Annotated in this window: 23 protein-coding genes; 11 read left to right on the top strand and 12 right to left on the bottom strand. The window is 59.1% G+C overall.

From position 1 onward, the window contains the following. The first annotated feature begins 1 nt into the window (after position 1). From G471_RS18270 to fliR, 8 genes are all read left to right on the top strand, one after another. Positions 2-1,021, top strand: a complete 1,020-nt coding sequence (locus G471_RS18270; protein WP_028994517.1) for a flagellar hook-length control protein FliK — start codon at positions 2-4, stop codon at positions 1,019-1,021. A 25-nt stretch (positions 1,022-1,046) separates the two neighbouring features. Beyond that, positions 1,047-1,613 carry a flagellar basal body-associated FliL family protein gene (locus tag G471_RS0105830; protein ID WP_028994516.1) on the top strand — a complete coding sequence of 189 codons (567 nt, stop codon included), beginning with the start codon at positions 1,047-1,049 and terminating at the stop codon, positions 1,611-1,613. Positions 1,614-1,619: 6 nt separating this feature from the next. After that, positions 1,620-2,636 (top strand): flagellar motor switch protein FliM, encoded by a 1,017-nt coding sequence (gene fliM, locus G471_RS0105825; RefSeq protein WP_028994515.1) that lies wholly within the window; start codon positions 1,620-1,622, stop codon positions 2,634-2,636. After that, a complete protein-coding gene (fliN, locus tag G471_RS0105820; RefSeq protein WP_028994514.1) occupies positions 2,629-3,066 on the top strand; it encodes a flagellar motor switch protein FliN in 438 nt (145 codons plus the stop codon). The genes fliM and fliN overlap by 8 nt, the downstream gene beginning before the upstream one ends. 71 nt (positions 3,067-3,137) lie before the next feature. Continuing rightward, the gene (gene fliO / locus G471_RS0105815) at positions 3,138-3,545 is read left to right on the top strand and encodes a flagellar biosynthetic protein FliO (protein WP_245580510.1); all 408 of its coding nucleotides are present in this window, start codon (positions 3,138-3,140) and stop codon (positions 3,543-3,545) included. Next, positions 3,532-4,281, top strand: a complete 750-nt coding sequence (fliP, locus tag G471_RS0105810) for a flagellar type III secretion system pore protein FliP (RefSeq protein WP_028994512.1) — start codon at positions 3,532-3,534, stop codon at positions 4,279-4,281. Before fliO ends, fliP begins: the two co-directional genes overlap by 14 nt. Continuing rightward, on the top strand, positions 4,278-4,547 hold the full coding sequence (gene fliQ / locus G471_RS0105805; RefSeq protein WP_028994511.1) for a flagellar biosynthesis protein FliQ: 270 nt from the start codon (positions 4,278-4,280) through the stop codon (positions 4,545-4,547). Before fliP ends, fliQ begins: the two co-directional genes overlap by 4 nt. Positions 4,548-4,550: 3 nt before the next feature. Continuing rightward, positions 4,551-5,336, top strand: a complete 786-nt coding sequence (gene fliR / locus G471_RS0105800; RefSeq protein WP_028994510.1) for a flagellar biosynthetic protein FliR — start codon at positions 4,551-4,553, stop codon at positions 5,334-5,336. Here fliR and G471_RS18265 read toward each other — a convergent pair. From G471_RS18265 to flgB, 12 genes are read right to left on the bottom strand one after another with little or no spacing between them, the layout of a single operon-like run. Further along, positions 5,330-5,776, bottom strand: a complete 447-nt coding sequence (locus tag G471_RS18265; protein WP_157272451.1) for a hypothetical protein — start codon at positions 5,774-5,776, stop codon at positions 5,330-5,332. The genes fliR and G471_RS18265 overlap by 7 nt on opposite strands. Continuing rightward, positions 5,773-6,753: a flagellar hook-associated protein FlgL gene (gene flgL / locus G471_RS0105790; RefSeq protein ID WP_028994509.1), complete on the bottom strand. Its 981-nt coding sequence runs from the start codon at positions 6,751-6,753 to the stop codon at positions 5,773-5,775. Before flgL ends, G471_RS18265 begins: the two co-directional genes overlap by 4 nt. Before the next feature lie 10 nt (positions 6,754-6,763). Then, positions 6,764-8,788 (bottom strand): flagellar hook-associated protein FlgK, encoded by a 2,025-nt coding sequence (gene flgK, locus G471_RS0105785; RefSeq protein ID WP_028994508.1) that lies wholly within the window; start codon positions 8,786-8,788, stop codon positions 6,764-6,766. A 52-nt stretch (positions 8,789-8,840) separates the two neighbouring features. Next, positions 8,841-9,815 carry a flagellar assembly peptidoglycan hydrolase FlgJ gene (gene flgJ / locus G471_RS0105780; protein WP_028994507.1) on the bottom strand — a complete coding sequence of 325 codons (975 nt, stop codon included), beginning with the start codon at positions 9,813-9,815 and terminating at the stop codon, positions 8,841-8,843. Positions 9,816-9,818: 3 nt separating this feature from the next. Further along, complete coding sequence (locus tag G471_RS0105775) at positions 9,819-10,910, bottom strand: flagellar basal body P-ring protein FlgI (RefSeq protein ID WP_028994506.1); 1,092 nt, start codon at positions 10,908-10,910, stop codon at positions 9,819-9,821. A gap of 23 nt (positions 10,911-10,933) precedes the next feature. Then, entirely contained in the window at positions 10,934-11,590 is a 657-nt protein-coding gene (locus G471_RS0105770) for a flagellar basal body L-ring protein FlgH (RefSeq protein WP_028994505.1), read from the bottom strand. Between the two features lie 11 nt (positions 11,591-11,601). Next, the gene (flgG, locus tag G471_RS0105765; RefSeq protein ID WP_028994504.1) at positions 11,602-12,384 is read right to left on the bottom strand and encodes a flagellar basal-body rod protein FlgG; all 783 of its coding nucleotides are present in this window, start codon (positions 12,382-12,384) and stop codon (positions 11,602-11,604) included. Between the two features lie 12 nt (positions 12,385-12,396). Further along, positions 12,397-13,140 carry a flagellar basal body rod protein FlgF gene (locus G471_RS0105760; protein WP_028994503.1) on the bottom strand — a complete coding sequence of 248 codons (744 nt, stop codon included), beginning with the start codon at positions 13,138-13,140 and terminating at the stop codon, positions 12,397-12,399. Positions 13,141-13,159: 19 nt separating this feature from the next. After that, entirely contained in the window at positions 13,160-14,656 is a 1,497-nt protein-coding gene (locus G471_RS0105755) for a flagellar hook protein FlgE (protein WP_028994502.1), read from the bottom strand. An 11-nt stretch (positions 14,657-14,667) separates the two neighbouring features. After that, the gene (locus G471_RS0105750) at positions 14,668-15,348 is read right to left on the bottom strand and encodes a flagellar hook assembly protein FlgD (RefSeq protein ID WP_028994501.1); all 681 of its coding nucleotides are present in this window, start codon (positions 15,346-15,348) and stop codon (positions 14,668-14,670) included. Between the two features lie 23 nt (positions 15,349-15,371). After that, positions 15,372-15,788 (bottom strand): flagellar basal body rod protein FlgC, encoded by a 417-nt coding sequence (gene flgC / locus G471_RS0105745; RefSeq protein WP_028994500.1) that lies wholly within the window; start codon positions 15,786-15,788, stop codon positions 15,372-15,374. Between the two features lie 11 nt (positions 15,789-15,799). Continuing rightward, positions 15,800-16,162: a flagellar basal body rod protein FlgB gene (flgB, locus tag G471_RS0105740; RefSeq protein ID WP_245580509.1), complete on the bottom strand. Its 363-nt coding sequence runs from the start codon at positions 16,160-16,162 to the stop codon at positions 15,800-15,802. On the opposite strand from flgB, the gene flgA reads away from it, so the two are divergent. The 3 genes from flgA to G471_RS16805 all read left to right on the top strand — a co-directional run bounded on the left by flgA (position 16,145) and on the right by G471_RS16805 (position 17,781). Next, positions 16,145-16,975 carry a flagellar basal body P-ring formation chaperone FlgA gene (gene flgA / locus G471_RS0105735; RefSeq protein WP_245580508.1) on the top strand — a complete coding sequence of 277 codons (831 nt, stop codon included), beginning with the start codon at positions 16,145-16,147 and terminating at the stop codon, positions 16,973-16,975. The genes flgB and flgA overlap by 18 nt on opposite strands. A 63-nt stretch (positions 16,976-17,038) precedes the next feature. Beyond that, positions 17,039-17,317 carry a flagellar biosynthesis anti-sigma factor FlgM gene (gene flgM, locus G471_RS0105730; protein WP_028994497.1) on the top strand — a complete coding sequence of 93 codons (279 nt, stop codon included), beginning with the start codon at positions 17,039-17,041 and terminating at the stop codon, positions 17,315-17,317. Beyond that, positions 17,317-17,781: a flagella synthesis protein FlgN gene (locus G471_RS16805; RefSeq protein ID WP_081700118.1), complete on the top strand. Its 465-nt coding sequence runs from the start codon at positions 17,317-17,319 to the stop codon at positions 17,779-17,781. Before flgM ends, G471_RS16805 begins: the two co-directional genes overlap by 1 nt. Positions 17,782-17,788: the final 7 nt, after the last annotated feature.

The following is a 17,788-nucleotide window of genomic DNA, read 5'->3' as shown; positions in this document are numbered from 1 at the left end:
CATGAGCATCTCCGTCATTCCGACTGCGGCACTCCCCGGCAATGCAGCCACCGATAACACGTCTTCGGTCTTGCCGGGACTCGACGCCGACGCAATCGACTTTGCCGCGCTACTGGCCGGACAACTCGGTGACTTCAGCCAGATGCTCAACAGCATGAGCAATGGCGCTGCCTTGCCGAATACCCAGGATCGCCAGCTGGGCGCCGGCAGCAAGGATCGCGATGCCGCACTGCTCGGCGCCGACGGCGACGAGGCCGGCGAAGCTGCGCCGCAGGCTGCGCTCAATATTTTCGAGATGATCGCCCAGCGCCCCGGCAACGACACTGACGTACGCGGTGATCGGTCCGCCCGTGGCGATATCGGGCTTGGCAGGGCCTTTGTTCCAACCGACGACAAGGCGGCCGCTGGCAACCCGGCAATGCTCGCCGCCCGGGCGGCGGCAAGTGATGCGCTGGCCGTCAGCAGCGAAACGGCAAATCTTGCCGGCAAGACCGAATCCACGAACTCCCCGCTCTTCAACCCGGCGACCGCCGGCGAACGTCTGCAGGGTACCGGCAAGGGTGAAATGCAGCACCACGTTCCGGCACCGGTCCATGATCCCCGCTGGGCCCAGCAATTCAGCGAACGTGTTGTCTGGCTGGCTCGCGGTGACGTTCAGAATGCCCAGATCAATGTGAATCCGGCACAACTGGGTCCGATACAGATCAACATCAGCCTCAATGGCGATCAGATGACCGCGCACTTCGCGGTTGCCAACCAGGAAGTCCGCCAGGCCATCGAAGACGCCATGCCCAGGCTGCGCGAAATGCTCTCTGGCGCCGGGATCAACCTGGGACAGTCGAACGTCGGCTCACAGGCGCAGCAACAGCAGCAAGCTCAGCAGGAATCCTCGCAGCAGACCGGCAACGCCCCCCGCTTCGACGGTGAAGAGGCTATACTTTCGCCCGACCAAGCAACACATTCCGGAACCTCCGGGCTACCTGCCCGTCAAGGCAGGGGAATGGTTGATCTGTTCGCCTGACACCAGAAGATAGAAAGGGAGAAGCATGGCCAAGGATAACAAGCCAGCAGAAGAAGGCGCGGAAGCCGCACCGAAGAAAAGCAAGAAACTCTTGATCATCATTGTGCTGGCGGTGGTCCTGCTGGCAGCAGGCGGTGCCGGCGCATTCCTGATGATGAGCGGAGGCGGCGACGAAGAACTCGACGAAGACGAAGTCGCCGAGCAAGCGGAAAAGAAGCCTGCCAAAAAGAAGAAAAAGGCCGATGCCGGACCGCCCACCTTCGTTAACCTTGATCCCTTCACGGTCAATCTGGTGCCGGAAGTCGGCGATCAGTACCTGCAGGTCGTACTTTCCGTCGAACTGGATGAAGCGCCGTCGCAGGCAACACTGGCCATGATGATGCCACGCATCCGCAATAACGTGACCCTGCTGCTGTCGAGCAAAAAGGCCTCCGAACTCCAGTCCAAGGAAGGCAAGGAGCAACTGGCCGCAGAAATCCAGACCGAGATCAATTCGGCCATCGAGCCGCCGACCAAGAACAAGCGGGGCGAGATCATCCCGCCGGAAGGTCCGGTCGTGTCCGTCCTTTTCACTTCCTTCATCATTCAGTAAGGAGCCATGGCCGGCGACTTTCTCTCCCAGGACGAGGTTGACGCCCTGCTCAAGGGCGTCACCGGGGAAACCGACGAGCCCGAAGAGCACGGCGGCGACGATGCCTCCATTCGCGCCTACAACCTTGGCACGCAGGAACGCATCGTCCGCGGCCGCATGCCGACGCTTGAGCTGGTCAACGAGCGTTTTGCCCGCTACCTGCGTATCGGGCTGTTCAACTACATGCACCGCAATGCGGAAATCTCGGTCGGACCGATCCGCGTGCAGAAATACAGCGAGTTCATCCGCAACCTGGTGGTGCCGACCAACCTGAACCTGGTCGCTGCCAAGCCCTTGCGCGGCACAGCGCTCTTCGTCTTCGATCCCAATCTGGTCTTTCTGGTGGTCGACAACATGTTCGGCGGCGACGGGCGCTTCCATACCCGCGTCGAAGGCCGCGACTTCACGGCCACCGAGCAGCGCATCATCCAGGGCTTGCTCGGGGTCGTGTTCGCCGAGTATTCAAAATCCTGGAAACCGGTGTACGACATCAGCTTCGAGTACATCCGCTCGGAAATGAACTCGCAGTTCGCCAACATTGCCACGCCATCGGAAATCGTCGTCTCGACGTCGTTCACGCTGGAATTTGGCGGCGCCACGGCCGACATGCACATCTGCTTCCCATACTCGATGCTCGAGCCGATTCGGGATCTGCTTTACAGCACCATGCAGAGCGATCAACTGTCGACCGACAAGCGCTGGATCATCACCCTTCGCAAGCAATTGCAAGGTGCCGAAGTCGAAATCGTCGCGCAACTGGGCTCGGGTACCGTGTCCTTGCGCGACATACTCAAGCTCAAACCGGGCGACGTGATTCCGATCACCATTCCACCGCGCGTCGAAGCCCTGGTGGATAATGTCCCGCTGATCGAATGCAGCTATGGTCAGCAGAATGGCCAATATGCCTTGCGCGTTGAAAAGTTCATTGCCACGCCGCCTGAGACGGGTTCGGGAGATGTCGTAGCAGGAGGAAGGAATGTCTGAAGATATGGAAAACATCGAAAACGCGGCCGCCGAAGAGCAGATCAGCGAAGACGACTGGGCAGCCGCCATGGCCGAACAGACGACGATCGACGCAGCGCCGGCTGCCGCGGCACAACCTGCCGACATCTTTCCTTCCTTTGCACCGCCAACCGGGGCCGGCGGTGTCATGAACGAACTCGACATGATCCTGGACATTCCGGTCCAGATCACCGTCGAACTCGGCCGTACCAAGATCACCATCAAGAATCTGCTGCAACTGGCCCACGGCTCGGTCGTCGAACTTGACGCAATGGCTGGCGAGCCGATGGATGTGCTGGTCAACGGAACCCTGATCGCCCAGGGCGAAGTCGTCGTCGTCAATGACAAGTTCGGTATCCGGCTGACCGACATCATCACGCCCTCGGAGCGGATGCGCAAAATCAACCGCTGAGCACGCCAACGCTGCGGCGGCGGTATTTGGGTTTAAGATAGCGCATCCCGAAACCCGACGACGACCCTCCCTTGCTGCGCGCCCTTCCTTTATTGCTGACCCTGCCTGCTCCGCTGCTGGCAGCCGAGAGTGCCCCGCCGGTGGTTTCCGCCGGCACCTACCTGCAGGCCACCCTGGCCCTGCTGCTCATTGTCGGCCTGTTATTCGCCGCCACCTGGGCCGCGCGCAAGGTTTCCGGCGGCAAGATGTTCGGCCAGGGCAACATGCGAGTGATCAGCGGCATCGCCCTTGGCCCCAAGGAACGCATCGTTCTGGTCGAGGTCGAGGATAACTGGCTGGTCATCGGCATCGTTCCAGGGCAGATCCGTACCCTGCACACGCTGCCCAAGGGTACAAGTACAACACCAGCCAGCGCCCAGGGACCGGCCTTCGGTGACTGGCTCAAAGCCATCCGGGAGCGCCAGAATGCAGCGCAATAAGCTGATCCTGCTGGCGCCGCTGCTACTACTTGCGGCGCCGGCACTGTCCCAGACGGCAGGCGGCCTGCCGGCCATCACCAGCACCCCGTCCGGTGCCGGCGGCACGACCTACAGTCTGACCATCCAGACACTGCTGCTGCTGACCGCGATGAGCTTCATCCCGGCGGCCATGCTGATGATGACCAGCTTCACACGCATCCTGATCGTGCTCTCGCTATTGCGACACGCCATGGGCACCCAGACCGCGCCGCCAAACCAGATCCTGGTCGGCCTGTCGCTGTTCCTGACCTTTTTCATCATGGCACCGACCTTTGACCGGGTCTACACCGAGGCCTATGTCCCTCTGTCGGAAAGCCGGATCAACATCATGGAGGCAGGAGAACGTGCGGTCGTTCCGATGCGAGCCTTCATGCTCAAACATACGCGCGAAGCCGATATCGCCATGTTTGCCGGGGTCGCCAGGATCGACAACATCGCGACGCCCGACGATATCCCCTTGCGCATCCTGATTCCTTCATTCGTCATCAGCGAACTGAAGACAGCCTTCCAGATCGGCTTCGTGCTGTTCATTCCCTTTCTGATCATCGACATGGTGGTCGCCAGCATCCTGATGTCCATGGGTATGATGATGATGTCACCGATCATGGTGGCGCTGCCGTTCAAACTGATGCTGTTCGTTCTCGTCGACGGCTGGCACCTGGTCATCGGCTCACTGGTCCAGAGTTTCAACATATGACCCCGGGCATCGTCATGGAAATCGGCCGCCAGGCCATCGAAGCCACGCTGATGATGGCTGCACCGATGCTCATCGCTGCCCTGGCTGTCGGTCTGATCGTCAGCATCTTCCAGGCAGCCACCCAGATCAACGAGGCCACGTTGCAATTCGTCCCCAAACTGGTCGCCATATTTCTGGTATTGATCCTGCTCGGACCATGGATGCTGCAGTACATGGTGGACTACATCCAGCGGCTGTTCGGCAGCATTCCCCAGATCATCGGCTGACCTATGCTGAGCCTGAGCATGGCGCAGATCGATGCCTGGATCGCGTTCTACGCTTTCCCGCTGGCCCGCATCCTCGGGCTGGTCGCGACTGCGCCGCTATGGAGCACCGCCGGCATTCCCCGGCGGACCCGCCTGATCCTCGGACTCGGCATCACCATTGCCATCGCCCCGGTGCTGCCACCGATGCCCAATGTCCAGCCGGCATCGCTGGCCGGCCTGTGGATCCTTGGCCAGCAGGTGCTGATCGGCATTTCCATGGGTTTCGCCGCCCGCATCGTATTTTCCGCCATCGATATGGCCGGCACTTATATCGGTTTCCAGATGGGTCTGGGCTTTGCCACCTTCTACGATCCGATGGAAGGTGCACAAACGGCCGTTCTGGCCGAATTCATCGGTCTGATCGCCCTGTTGCTTTTCATGGCCTTCGATGGGCACCTGCTGTACATCTCGACCCTGGCGCAGAGTTTCCATGCCATACCGGTCGGCCCGGAGGCCTTGTCTCCGAACAGCTGGCGCAACCTCGCCGAACTGGGCGGGAAGATATTCTCCGCCGGATTGCTGCTCGCACTCCCTGTACTGGTGGCATTGATGATCACCAACGTGGCACTCGGCGTGCTGACCAAGGCCGCGCCGCAACTCAACCTCTTTGCGCTGGGTTTCCCGCTAACCCTGATGGGGGGGTTCATGGCGGTAGGTGTCAGCCTGAACTACCTGACCGGCCCATTGCAGGACCTCTACGACTTCGCCATCCGGGCCATGCTCGGCTTCGCCTTGCCGGCGGCTCAGTAGCTGCCGTTCAGCGCGAATGAATCGGCGTCCTCGCGCTTGACGAAACGGATCGTTCCTTCAGCCACCCGACGCGTCATCAGGGTCTGCGAATCAATCCCTTCCGAATAGCCGGCAATCTCGTAACCAACATGCCCCTGTTCCTCCTGCAACTGCCGCGCCCGGCGCTTCAGTACCTGGATCGCCTCACCGGAACCGCCGGTATGAAAGCGCTTCATTTTCATCGACAGGCGGTAGCTGTCGTCCGGCAGACGCGTTTCCTCGATTTCCCAGTTGGGTGCCAGCGGATCGTAGATCAAATAGATCGCGGCCGCTCCGCCGAGCAGAATATTGGGTTTTAGGGAACTGTTCGCTGTCAGCTTGAATACATTTTCACCAGTAGCTGAGCAGCCTGTCAGCAATAGACCGAAAGCTGCGAGCACCACAACGATGGTCGATTTCACAGTAGGTTGAACAGACTGAGTTGGCTGGTCTGCTTGAAAGTCAGCTGTGTGGCTTCAAGTTGGGTCTGGTAACGCGAGAAGCGGGAAATAGCCTCGGTATAGTCCAGATCCTGCAATTCCGACAAACGGACATTATAAAGATAATCAATGTCTGTCGCTGTTGTAGTCAGCCCGTCAAGCGCGTTCAACCGAGCCCCCAATGACGCACGGATATTTGCCACATGATCGATTGTACTCTTCAAGCCAGCTCTGACAGTCTCTAGCTCCGTCGCCGTGAAAGTCATGCCGCTCGACGGATCAATGACATCGATCAGGTTTTTGACCGTATCAAACATGCTCTGGCCGGTAATATTGCCCTGAGCGTCCCGCACCTGCATGAATAGCTCCCGCCCATTCTCAGAGACAGCCATCGATTTGGATGCTGTGACTTGAAGTGCGGGGGTCCCCGCATCACCTGAATAAGTCACGTAGGTATTGGCAAGATTGTAGGCAGGAACCGTATCACCAGAATTTGGCGGGGTGGCGGTTGCATTCAAGGCAAATGGTTCCTGAGTACTCTTGAACCCGGAAAAAATATACAAACCCGTACCATCCTGAGTGTTCGCCAAACCCCTCAAAGTCTCCACCTGCAGCTTCAGTTCAGCTGCAATCATACCCCGCTGCCCATTATCGATCATGGGATTCGCTGCCTGAGCAGCAAGCTCGGAAATGCGCGTCAGCGTATTTCCGACACTCCCAACGATCCCCTCTGCCAACGTAAGCTGGACACTGGCATCCGCCTGATTGCTCTTGAATTGGGCATTCACCCCTTTTGATTGAGAGACCTCCAGCGCTTCTGCCGCACCAATAGGATCATCAGCAGGCGTTAGTATTCTGCGCCCGGTCGATAGCTGATTCTGTGTCCGGTACAACTCTGATTGCAGATTCATCATGCCTCGCAACCCAGAGTTATATAGCATTGAAGTACTGACACGCATGATTTTCCCCTTACCTGATCGACAACAAGGTTTCAAACAGTTTGTTGCCGACGTCAAGAATCTTTGCCGCTGCCTGATAGGCTTGCTGGAATTTCATCAGGTTGGCCGCCTCTTCGTCGAGGTTCACGGCTGAGAGCGAATCCCGGGCATTCTGCGCCTGAGCCAAAACAGCCTCCTGAGCTGCAAGACGAACCTTGGCCTCCCGTGTCCGAATGCCGTTCTCGGCAACAAGCCGCGAATATGTCGACTGATAGGTAGCGGTGCCACCTGCCGTTGTATTCGATGTCTGAAGCGCAGCAAACTGAAGGGCGTTACGACCATCCTGAACGCCCCCGGCGTTGCGTTCGATAGTAAAAACATCATTCGCAGCGGGCCTTCCGGTAATCGAGAAATACATTCCCTCTGTCCAGATACCCGCCAAGGTTGCAGTTCCATTGACCAAGTCAATATCACCGGTAGCAGGAGGATCACCCAGGTTTGCCGGGATGCTTGTTCCATCAGAATAGGTTGCACGCCAGGAAGTCGTGATCCCCGTAAGCTGAGTAGCCGTCGCGGTAAGGGTCTGGGGCATAGCTGAAATTGAATAACCTATACCGACAACCCCCTGGGACATCACCATTACACCGGTATTGGTGATCCCAGGCATTGTACGAACAGGAGCAGCAGCAGGCACCAGTCTGGGATCAGCGACGATGCGCGTATCGAGCGAAATATTTTTGGCTGCCTCGGCAACCGGTTTGACCACGAAGCGGTCTCCCTCCATCGCACCGGCAACCGAAATATCGAGTGAAACACCATCAAATTGAACGCCTGCTGGACTGGTTCCGTTCGCGACGGTAGTACCGTCGTTCCGTCGGGTAACCGTATAGTTTCCCCCTGCGCCGAACGTCACCAGATAGTCGCTGGTCGTCAAATTGGTATAGAAATTCCCCGCATAATTTGGCTCGGAGGGCGCTACGGGAGGCAAAAAACTTGCGGTCAGCTGCCCAACCCCCTGATTCATCGCACTCGGCACGACCTTGGGTTCTGGAACAGAAAAAAGTTGCCCGACGAATCCCGTTTCGCCGGAAATTCGGCCACTCAAATCCATCCCCAAACCATACTGAGCATTGAAAGTCAGGGTAAGGGATGCAGCGACGCGGCCAAGCTCGTTAACTGCCGCGTCCAATGACTGGCTTCTAAAACCGACCAGCCCGCCCAGTTCTCCGCCAACAATCAGAGACTCAGGCAATTCCTGGGTACCTCCCGCCGTCTTCAAACCAACAGCGATGCGTGTCAGGTCGAGACTGGAAGCCTCTGCTGTCATTTGCACTGTTTTTCCACCAATCACCAGTTGCTGACCGGTCCCGATAAAGACATTGAAACTGCCATCACTGTTGGTACTGGTATTGACCTTGATCAATTTGTTCAATTCATTGACCAACTGATCCCGTTGATCAAGCAAATCGTTTGGCGGCTGGGAGTAACCCGACTGAGCTAGCACGATACGCTGGTTCAAATCGGCAATTTCGCTCGCGTAAGCATTGATGTCGGCAACAGCACTGACGATTCGGCCATTCAACTGATTGGATATCTCTGTCAATCTCTGGTCGAGATTATTGAACCGCGTCACCATCGTCTGCGCGGATGTCAGCATGGATTGCCGTGCCGGCAAAGAGGAAGGATTGGACGAAACCTGCTGAACACCGGTAAAAAAGTCCTGCATTGCCGGTGACATACCCGCATCCGGGTCGGCCAGCATCAGGTCAATCTGCGACAACTGCGTATACAAGGCATCCAGGTTGCTGACCTGAGTCTGGGCGGTGTTAACCTGACTGTTAAGATAGGCATCGTATTGCCGCTTGATGGTGACGACCTGCACCCCCTGACCGATCGAACCCGAACCAGTCGTGATCGCGTTGTTGGTCGCCTGCACGGTATTTTGCCGGGAATAGCCCGGGGTGTTGGCATTCACGATGTTGTGCTCGGTCGCGAGCAGGCCCAGTTGAGCCGCCCGTATGCCGGTGATGCCGATGCTGATAAGTCCAGTACCCATGATTTACCTCTATGAGGTTTAACGGCGCAGGCGCCGGAATGTTTAGGGCGGATTAGCCGATCAATGCCTGACGCAGCGTTGGTCCGTTGATGATCCCGGACAGCTTCTCAGCGTATTTCGGATCGGTGGCGTATCCGGCCGTCTGCAAACGTCGTGCAAACTCCGTGCCATCCTGGGTCCCGATCACGCCGCCATAGCGGGGATTGTTGCGCAGCAGGTTGGCGTAATCGCGGAATGCGTCGGCGTAGGAATCGTAAGCCCGGAATTTCTCGACCGATTGCTGCGGCACACCGTTGACGTATTCCGTCGTCAGCGTATCCACGGTTTTTCCGGTCCAGCTCTTGCCGGCCTTGATACCGAACAGGTTGTGCGCGCTACTGCCGTCAGGATGACGGATCTCGCTCTTTCCCCACCCACTCTCCAGCGCCGCATGGGCCACCAGGAATTGTGGCGGGATGCCGGTAGAACGGGAAGCCTCAACCGCATTGGGCCAGAGCTGATTGACGAAGTCCCGCGCCGACGTCGGCGCCTCACCCGAACTGCGGGCCGAGTTGGCCGCCAGCGCACTCTGCAGGGCATAGGCGGCCGATGTCGGCAGGCTGCTCGGGACTTCGCGATACTGCAAGGCACCGGCAGCCGGCAGGCCGGCCGGCAAACCCTTGCCGGCAATCATTGCCGAAAGGTCGTCGATGCCATCTTCAAGCTGCGCGCCACCGAGATGCCCCCCCAGTTGCTGCTCAATCAGCCGGGCGAAACCGATTCCGTTCCCTGAACTAGCCATGTTCTGCGCCATCTGCTGATCGAGGAGGCTGTTGTAGAAACGCGTCTGGTCGCTGTGCATCAGACCATCGGTCGGCACCGTATCGCGCATGCTCTTGAGCACCATCTGCAGAAACAGGGTCTCGAACTGCTGCGCGGCGGCTTTCAGACCGCCCTGAGGGTCCTTCTTGAACTGGTTGCGCAGGTCCTGCGAGGCCTGGACGTCAAACGCCGCGCGATTCGGCGCATTCTGGATCTTGGCGACCATGACTCAGATCACTTCGAGTTCGGCACGCAGCGCACCGGCTGCCTTCATTGCCTGAAGGATGGCCAGCAGGTCCATCGGATTGGCCCCCAGGCTGTTGAGTGCCTTGACCACATCGGCCAGACTGGCACCGGCGGCGACCGTCAGACTACCACCATCCTGATTGACCTGCACATCGGCGCCCCCGCGTCCGGGCTGGCCCGCATCGACGACCACCGACAGATTGCCGTGAGCGACCGCGCAGGGCAACAGGGAAACCCGCTGATTCATGACCACCGAACCGGTACGCGGATTGACCACGACCCGTGCCTGAGCAACGGCGGCACGCACTTCGATATTCTCGACCCGGCCCAGGAAACTGACCCGCGCATCGGCGGAATCCGGCGCCCGCAGGGCGATGCGACGACCGTCGATGGCTTGCGCGGTCCCTTCGCCCATGGCCTTGTTGATCGCCGAAACCATGTTCATTGCCGTTCCGAAATCGGACTCGGCCAGTTCGTAGTAGAGGTATCCGCTCTGCCCCAGAGCCGTCGGCACCGTTCGCTCGACCGTCGCCCCGCCCGGGATTCTGCCCGCTGCCAGGTGATTGACCGTCACCGCAGCCCCACCGGCGCCGGCACCGGCACCGCCGACCATGACATTACCCTGAGCAATGCCGTACACCTGTCCATCTGCGCCCTTGAGCTGGGTCAGCAGCAGGGTACCGCCACGCAGGCTCTTGGCGTTGCCGATCGAGGAAACCGTCACATCCAGGGCCTGCCCGGGACGGGCAAACGCGCCAAGATTCGCCGTCACCATGACTGCGGCGACGTTTTTCAACTGCAACTTGGTCGCCTGATCGGCCGTCAGATTGATGCCCATCTGCGACAGCATGTTGCCCATGGCCTGCGTGGTGAACGGCGTCTGGGTAGTCTGGTCGCCCGTACCGTCGAGACCGACGACGATACCGTAACCAATCAGCTGGTTGTTGCGCACACCCTGCAAGCTTGCCAGATCCTTGACCCGTTCGGCCATCGCCGGGCTTGCCAGCAAGGGCAACAGGCAACAGCAGAGCAAGGCCTTGCGAACCTTGATCATGAGCGCGTTAGAGGATTTCATGGTGCACCTTCCGGGAATGGCTACTAGAACGGCAAGACACTAAGAAAGAAGCGTGCCAGCCATCCCATAACCTGCCCATCGGCAATCTGCCCGGAGGATTTGTACTCGATCCGTGCATCGGCGATCTTGGCCGAGTCTACGGTATTCGAGAAATCGACGAACGCGGGATTGACCACCCCGGAAACACGGATGAACTCCTGCTCGGTACCGATGGCGATCTGCTTCTCCCCGGAAACAAGCAAGTTTCCGTTGGGCAGGACATCAATGACCGTCACAGTCAGATTGCCGGTGAATACGGCATTGTTTGCCGCATCGCCCTTACCGGCAAAGTTGGTCGCACTATTGGCGGACAGATCGAGACCATTCAAGCCGCCGACCGGCAAGCCGGCAAACGCGGTGACCGAAGCGCTCTGGCTACCGGAACGGGTCAGATTATTGCTGGCCTTTTTCGAAGCAGAGGTATTTTCGGTGATCTTAACCGTAATCGTATCGCCAACGAAACGTGCGCGCCTATCCTCGAACAGCGGGCGACTGTTGCCTGCCTGGTAGATGGCACCATTACCCGTTGCCAGCACCGGCCGCGCTTCCGGTCGAACCGTCATCGGCTGATGCACATTGGTCGGCGGCACGGTCGTGCAGGCAGCAAGCAGGACGCTGGAAAGCAGGATCAGGTGACGCATGATTTCACCTCTTACATCTGGGTCAGGCGTCCGAGCATGCTGTCGGATGTGCTGATCACCTTGGAGTTGAGTTCGTAGGCCCGTTGCGTCTGGATCATGGTCACCAGTTCCTCGGCCACGTTGACATTCGACGTTTCGACGTAGCCCTGGACGACGATCCCGGCACCGTTGGCACCCGGCGCATTGGGCGTCGGCGCGCCGCTGGCGGCGGTCTCCATATACAGGTTCTGACCGATGCTGAGCAGGCCGCCGTTATTGACGAAACTGGCCAACTGGATTGCCCCGATTTCCGTGGCGGCTGCCGAACCCGGCTGGGTAATGGTGACGGTGCCGTCGGTTCCGATCGAAACCGTCTGGGCATCGGCCGGCACCGTGATGTTCGGCTGCAGGGGGTAACCGTCCGAGGTTACGATCTGCCCCTGATTGTCCTTGTGGAAGGAACCGTCGCGGGTGTATCCCGTCGTTCCATCGGGCAGCAGGACCTGGAAGAAGCCATTGCCGTTGATCGCCACATCAAGCGTGTTATCGGTCTTCTGCAGGTTGCCCTGGGTGAAGATGCGCGCCGTGGCCACCGGGCGCGCGCCGGTGCCCAGCTGCAGACCGGTCGGCACCTGGGTCTGCTGCGAGGTCTGCGCGCCCGGCTGGCGCATATTCTGGTACAACAGGTCCTCGAACACCGCCCGCGCCCGCTTGAAACCGTTGGTGCTGACGTTGGCCAGATTGTTCGAGATGACATCAAGCTGGGTTTGCTGAGCATCCAGGCCAGTCCGGGCGATCCACAGGGAACGTATCATTTTTCTTTCCTATCAACCATTGAGGGACAGCAACTGATCGGCGCGCTGGGCATTCTGATCGGCGGTCTGCATCATCTTGATCTGCAATTCGAACTGCCGGGCCAGGCTGATCAGATTCACCATCGAATCCGTCACATTGACATTGCTGCCTTCAAGCGCCCCGGCGGCCACCCGGACATTTTCATCAACCGGGGCCGGCTGGCCGCTACGCAAACGGAACAGGCCGTCGGCACCACGCACCAGATCACCTTCCGGCGGATTCACCAGCTTCAGGCGTCCGACCGGATTGACATTGTTCGGCGTACCGAATGCGGGAATGATCGACACCGTGCCATCCGGCGCGATCTCGATGTTGTTGTCGGGCGGAATGGCGATCGGACCGCCATCACCGAGCACCACATGCCCGGCCTTGGTTTCCAGTTCACCATTGACGTTGACGTCCAGGCTCCCTGCGCGGGTGTAGGCCTCGCTGCCATCGGGCAACTGGACGGCCAGCCAACCGCGCCCCTGGACGGCGACGTCGAGATTGCGGCCGGTGAACATCAGCGGGCCCTCGTCGAAAACGTCGGCCACCGATGCATCGACGACAAAGGCCCGGGTCGGCATGCCTTCGCCCTGAACCTCGACGGCGCGGAAACGGTGTTCCTGCGCCTTGAACCCGATCGTGCTGGCATTGGCCAGATTGTTGGCCGTACCGGCTTGCTGCATGAACACATGCTTGGCACCGGTCATTGCGGTATAGATCAGGCGGTCCATGTTGCCGGTTCCTCAGGAATCAGCGCAGGTTGACCAGGGTCTGCAACACCTGGTCCTGCGTCTTGATCGACTGGGCATTGGCCTGGTAGTTGCGCTGATTGGTGATCAGGCTGACCAGTTCGGAGGTCAGATCAACGTTCGATTCCTCGACCGTCGACGAGGACAGCACACCAAGGCTCGACGTGTTGGGCGCCCCCACCAGCGCCGGCCCGGAAGCCGAGGTTTCGCTCCACTGATTGTTACCCAGCGACTGCAGGCCGTTCGGATTGGTGAAGTTGGCCAGCACGACCTGCCCCTGGGCAAAGGTCTGACCGTTGCTGTAGCGGCCAAGAATGACGCCATCGTTACCCACTGACAGACCAATCAGGTTGCCGGCGGTATAGCCGTCCTGTTCCAGGCGATTGGTTCCGAAGGAACTGCCGAACTGGGTGGTCCCGGTGAAATCGATATCGAAGTTCATCACCGGGTCGGCACCGTTGGTCGTCCCCAGCGCGCCCATGACATTGTTCAGGTCGATCTGCAGGCTCATCGGGTTACCGCTGGCAATCTGTCCCAGGGTGTTGAAGGTCAGTGCATTTCCCGGTGTAACCGTGATGTAGTTGTTGCTCGTCCCATCCAGTGTGAAATGAACATTCCACTCACCCGATGCGTTGGTCTTTTCAAAGAACATCGTCAGCGTGTGCGCGTTGCCCAAGGTATCGAAAATGGATAGGGCCGTCGAGTAGCTGTAAGACTGGGGATCCGGCGAATAATTGGCCCCTGCCAAACCAGCCGTACGTGCGGCCGTGGCTTCAAGAACGGTACCGCCTGCACCGATCACAGCGTCGTAGGCAGCCTGAGCCGCCTGGGCTTGGGTCTGTGCACCGGCGATTGCGGCATCGTAGGCGGCAAGCGCTGCCGCGGCTTCTGCCGCCGAACCGCCATTGGCCGTCACGTTGGTCGCCACCGTGGCCCCGGTCGGTGTTGCTGCGTTGGCCCAAGGCACCTCAGGCTCCTTGGCCCGCGAATCTAGCTGCAGATTGGCCTTGACCCCGCGGAAAGTGCTGGCGACATTGGTTCCGGTAGCCACTGGTGCCAGGTCGGATGCCGAAATCTGCAAGGGCTGCGGCGTCGACGGAACGATGATACCAGCCTGAGCCGGGTAACCGGTCAGGCGCATGTTCTGGTCATTGATGATGTAACCACTTTTATCCAGATGGAACTGGCCGGAACGAGTAAAGGTCACCGCGCCGTTGGTATCCATGCGGAAGAAGCCGGAACCGTTGATCGAGATATCCAGCGGGTTGTTGGTCGCCGTGATGTTGCCCTGGGTGAACTGTTGCTGCACCGCCGCCAGGTTCACGCCGATACCGATCTGGCTGGCGCCGGCGCCATTCAGCGAGGCTGCATAGACATCGGCAAAATGTGCCGACCCGGCCTTGTAGCCGACAGTGCTCGCGTTGGCGATATTGTGGCTGGTGACATCGATTGCCTTGCCGGCCACATTCAGGCCACTGAGCGCTTGTTGAAATGCCATGATCTACCTCGTCAAAGTATCTGCTGGATGTCCTTGAAGGCCACATTGCCCATGTCGCCCAAATCAAGGAGGAAACCGTTGTTCGTACGAGTAACAGCAGAAACCGTGCCAATCTGTCCGGTCGTCGCTTCGATCTCCTTGCCATCGGCAAGCGCCTTGACCGAGAAAGTGTATTTGCCATCCGGCAGGACATCGCCGTTCTCGTTCTTGCCGTCCCAGGCGAAATAGAACATGCCGGCCTGCTGCTCACCGAGTTCGTTGGTCTGTACGACCTTGCCGCTCGCATCCTTGATCGTCACCACGACCGAGTCTGCATTCCCCGTCAAGGCGATACCGGCAAATGCCTTGCTTCCGGAAAGCGGCAAGGCATTGCCGGCAATCATGACATTTTTGCCGATCATTCCTGCCGCCTGCATCGCCTGCGCCTCGGCATAACCGCCGAGCAGCTGGTTCATCGTCAGGTTCAGTTTCTCGATCCCGTTAACCATGTTCAACTGGGCCAACTGGCTGGTCACCTGGGCGTTGTCGAGGGGATTCAGCGGATCCTGGTTCTTGATCTGCGTCATCAACAGGGTCAGGAAACGGCTTTCCAGATCCTGGGCTGTGGTGGTTTCCTTCCCCTTTGCCTTGCCGGCAATCGACTCGAATATTTCGGCAGGCGTCTTGGTCGTTGCATTGCTAACGGTAGACATGGTCTATTCCTCCAGAATTTTCATCAGGCCTGCTGGCCGATCTGCAAGGTACGCAGCATCAGGCTCTTGGCGGTATTCATGACTTCGACATTGGTCTGGTAGGCACGAGACGCGGAAATCATGTTGGTCATTTCCTCGACCACATTGACATTCGAAAAAGCGACGTAGCCCTTTTCATCGGCTGCCGGATTCTTCGGGTCGTACACCATCCGCGCCGGGGCAGCACTTTCGACGACCTGACGCACGCGGACGCCCTTGGACACCTCGCCAACACCGCCCATGGGGGTAGCTTCGAAAACCACCTGCTTGGCCCGGTAAGGCTGGCCGTTTGAAGAAACGATGCTGTCGGCGTTGGCCAGATTGGACGCGACGGTGTTCAGACGCATCGACTGGGCAGTCATTGCGCTGGACGACACCTTGAAGACATTGAACAGACTCATGAATGCGCTCCTTAGCCCTGCGTGCCGGCCATCGCCGAACGCAAGCCCTTGAACTTGTCGCCGATCAGCTGGGTGAGAATCTGGTACTGGATGGCGTTATCGGCGATCTGGGCGCGCTCGACATCCATATCCACCGTATTGCCGTCGACTGCCGACTGGGTTTCCTTGCGGTATTGAACATGAGCGCTGCCGGTCATGCCCTCACCCGAGAGGTGACCACCGGCGGTCCTGGCCAAGGGCATCGCACCAGAAGCTGCGCGGCCGGCCAGTGCGTTCTGCATGGCGGCGCTGAAATCGAAGTCACGCGCCTTGTAATTCGGCGTATCGGCGTTGGCAATGTTCGAGGCCAGCAACTGATGGCGCTGTACGCGCAAACCTATCGCTTTGCTGTAAACCTCGACATGACTTTGAATATTTGCCATACAAACTCTCCAGATGTTGCATTTGCATCCAAAAAAGCAATGTACGTGCCAGAAACCAGACTTTCAGCCAAGGACAAGCTGGGGCACAATTCGGTGATGCTTTTTCGTACCCTTGCACTACTTCTCGTCGTCACATCTGTCGCCGCCAGCGAGGGCGATGCGATTCTGGCCGCCGTCGAACAGCACGCCCGCCAGCTTGCCGCCGGACATGCCGGCGAGATTCACATCGAAGCCGGACCCATCGATGACAGCCGGCTGCAAGCCTGTGCCCAACGCGAAGCCTACTCACCGCCAAATACCCGCAACATCGGCCGCACCCATATCGGCATCCGCTGCCTGGCCGGCGCCAACTGGAACATTCTGGTCCCTGTCCGGATCGGGGTAATCTCCACCTATGTCACCACCCGCCGGGCATTGCTGGCCGGCAAAACCATTCAGGCCGACGATCTCTCCACCGTCAGCGGGGACCTCGGGGCCTTGCCAACAGGCACCGTGATCAAGCCGGAACAGGCCGTCGGCAAGACCTTGCGCAACTCGATCGGTGCAGGCCAGGCATTGCGCACCCATCAGTTGCTGGCCCCCCGGGTCATCCGCCAAGGACAGACGGTGCGCGTCGTTTCCCAGGGCACGGGTTTTGCTGTGAGAGCGGAGGGCAAGGCACTGAATCATGCCGCCGCCGGAGAGCTCGCCAGAGTCAAGATGCCATCCGGCAGGACCATCAGCGGCATTGCCCAGGAAGATGGCTCCATTCTTTTGACGAATTGAGCTAAAGTTCTGCCTGCAGCGTCCGTAATAACGTACAACAATCATGGCATTTCGAGTCCCATCATGAAAATCGACACTTCGACCTTCAAGACGCCCCCGCTGCGCACCGCAAATACGCCGCCGAAGGCGCCGGAAAATTCCGCCCGGGCAAGCGAAGCCGTCAGTCTCAGCCAGACGGCAGCACCGCTCATGAGCGGCGAAAAGCCGCCGGTAAACGCTGGCAAGATTCAGGAAATCAAGGATGCGATCGCCCAAGGTCGGTTCCAGATCAACCCGGAAGCGATTGCCGACGGACTGATCGAGACGGCGCGCGATCTGGTCAACAGCCAACGCAAGGCCTGATGTCCCAGCTACACCGCGCATTGCTCGATGAAACGGCGCTACTGCGTCGCTTTATCGAGGTTCTGCGCGAAGAGCAATCCTTGCTGACTGCCGGTCAAGCCGATGCCTTGGCCGAAGTCGGTGCAACAAAACTGGATTTGGTTGAAAAGCTGAATGCTGCCGAGCAGTCCAGGCTCAGCCTGCTTGGCCTGACACCGGCGCAGTCCAGCCGCCAGGACACGGCGGAATGGTTCCGCCTGCACCCGGCAGAATCTGCCGCCCGGCAATCCTGGGAACAACTGATTGCCCTCGCCGGCGAAGCACGGGAACTTCACGTCATGAATGGTGAGTTGATCGCCATGCACCTGGCCAAAACCAGTGAGGCCCTCGACATCCTGACCCAGCGCCAGAGCGAAGCGTCCCTCTATGGTAGCGATGGCCAGGCAGCCACCGGTTCGGGCAGCCGCATCGTCGATTCAGCCTGATCCAGGC

Source organism: Azonexus hydrophilus DSM 23864 (genome assembly GCF_000429605.1).
GTDB lineage: Bacteria > Pseudomonadota > Gammaproteobacteria > Burkholderiales > Rhodocyclaceae > Azonexus > Azonexus hydrophilus.
This window is presented reverse-complemented; position numbering and strand designations above follow the sequence as displayed.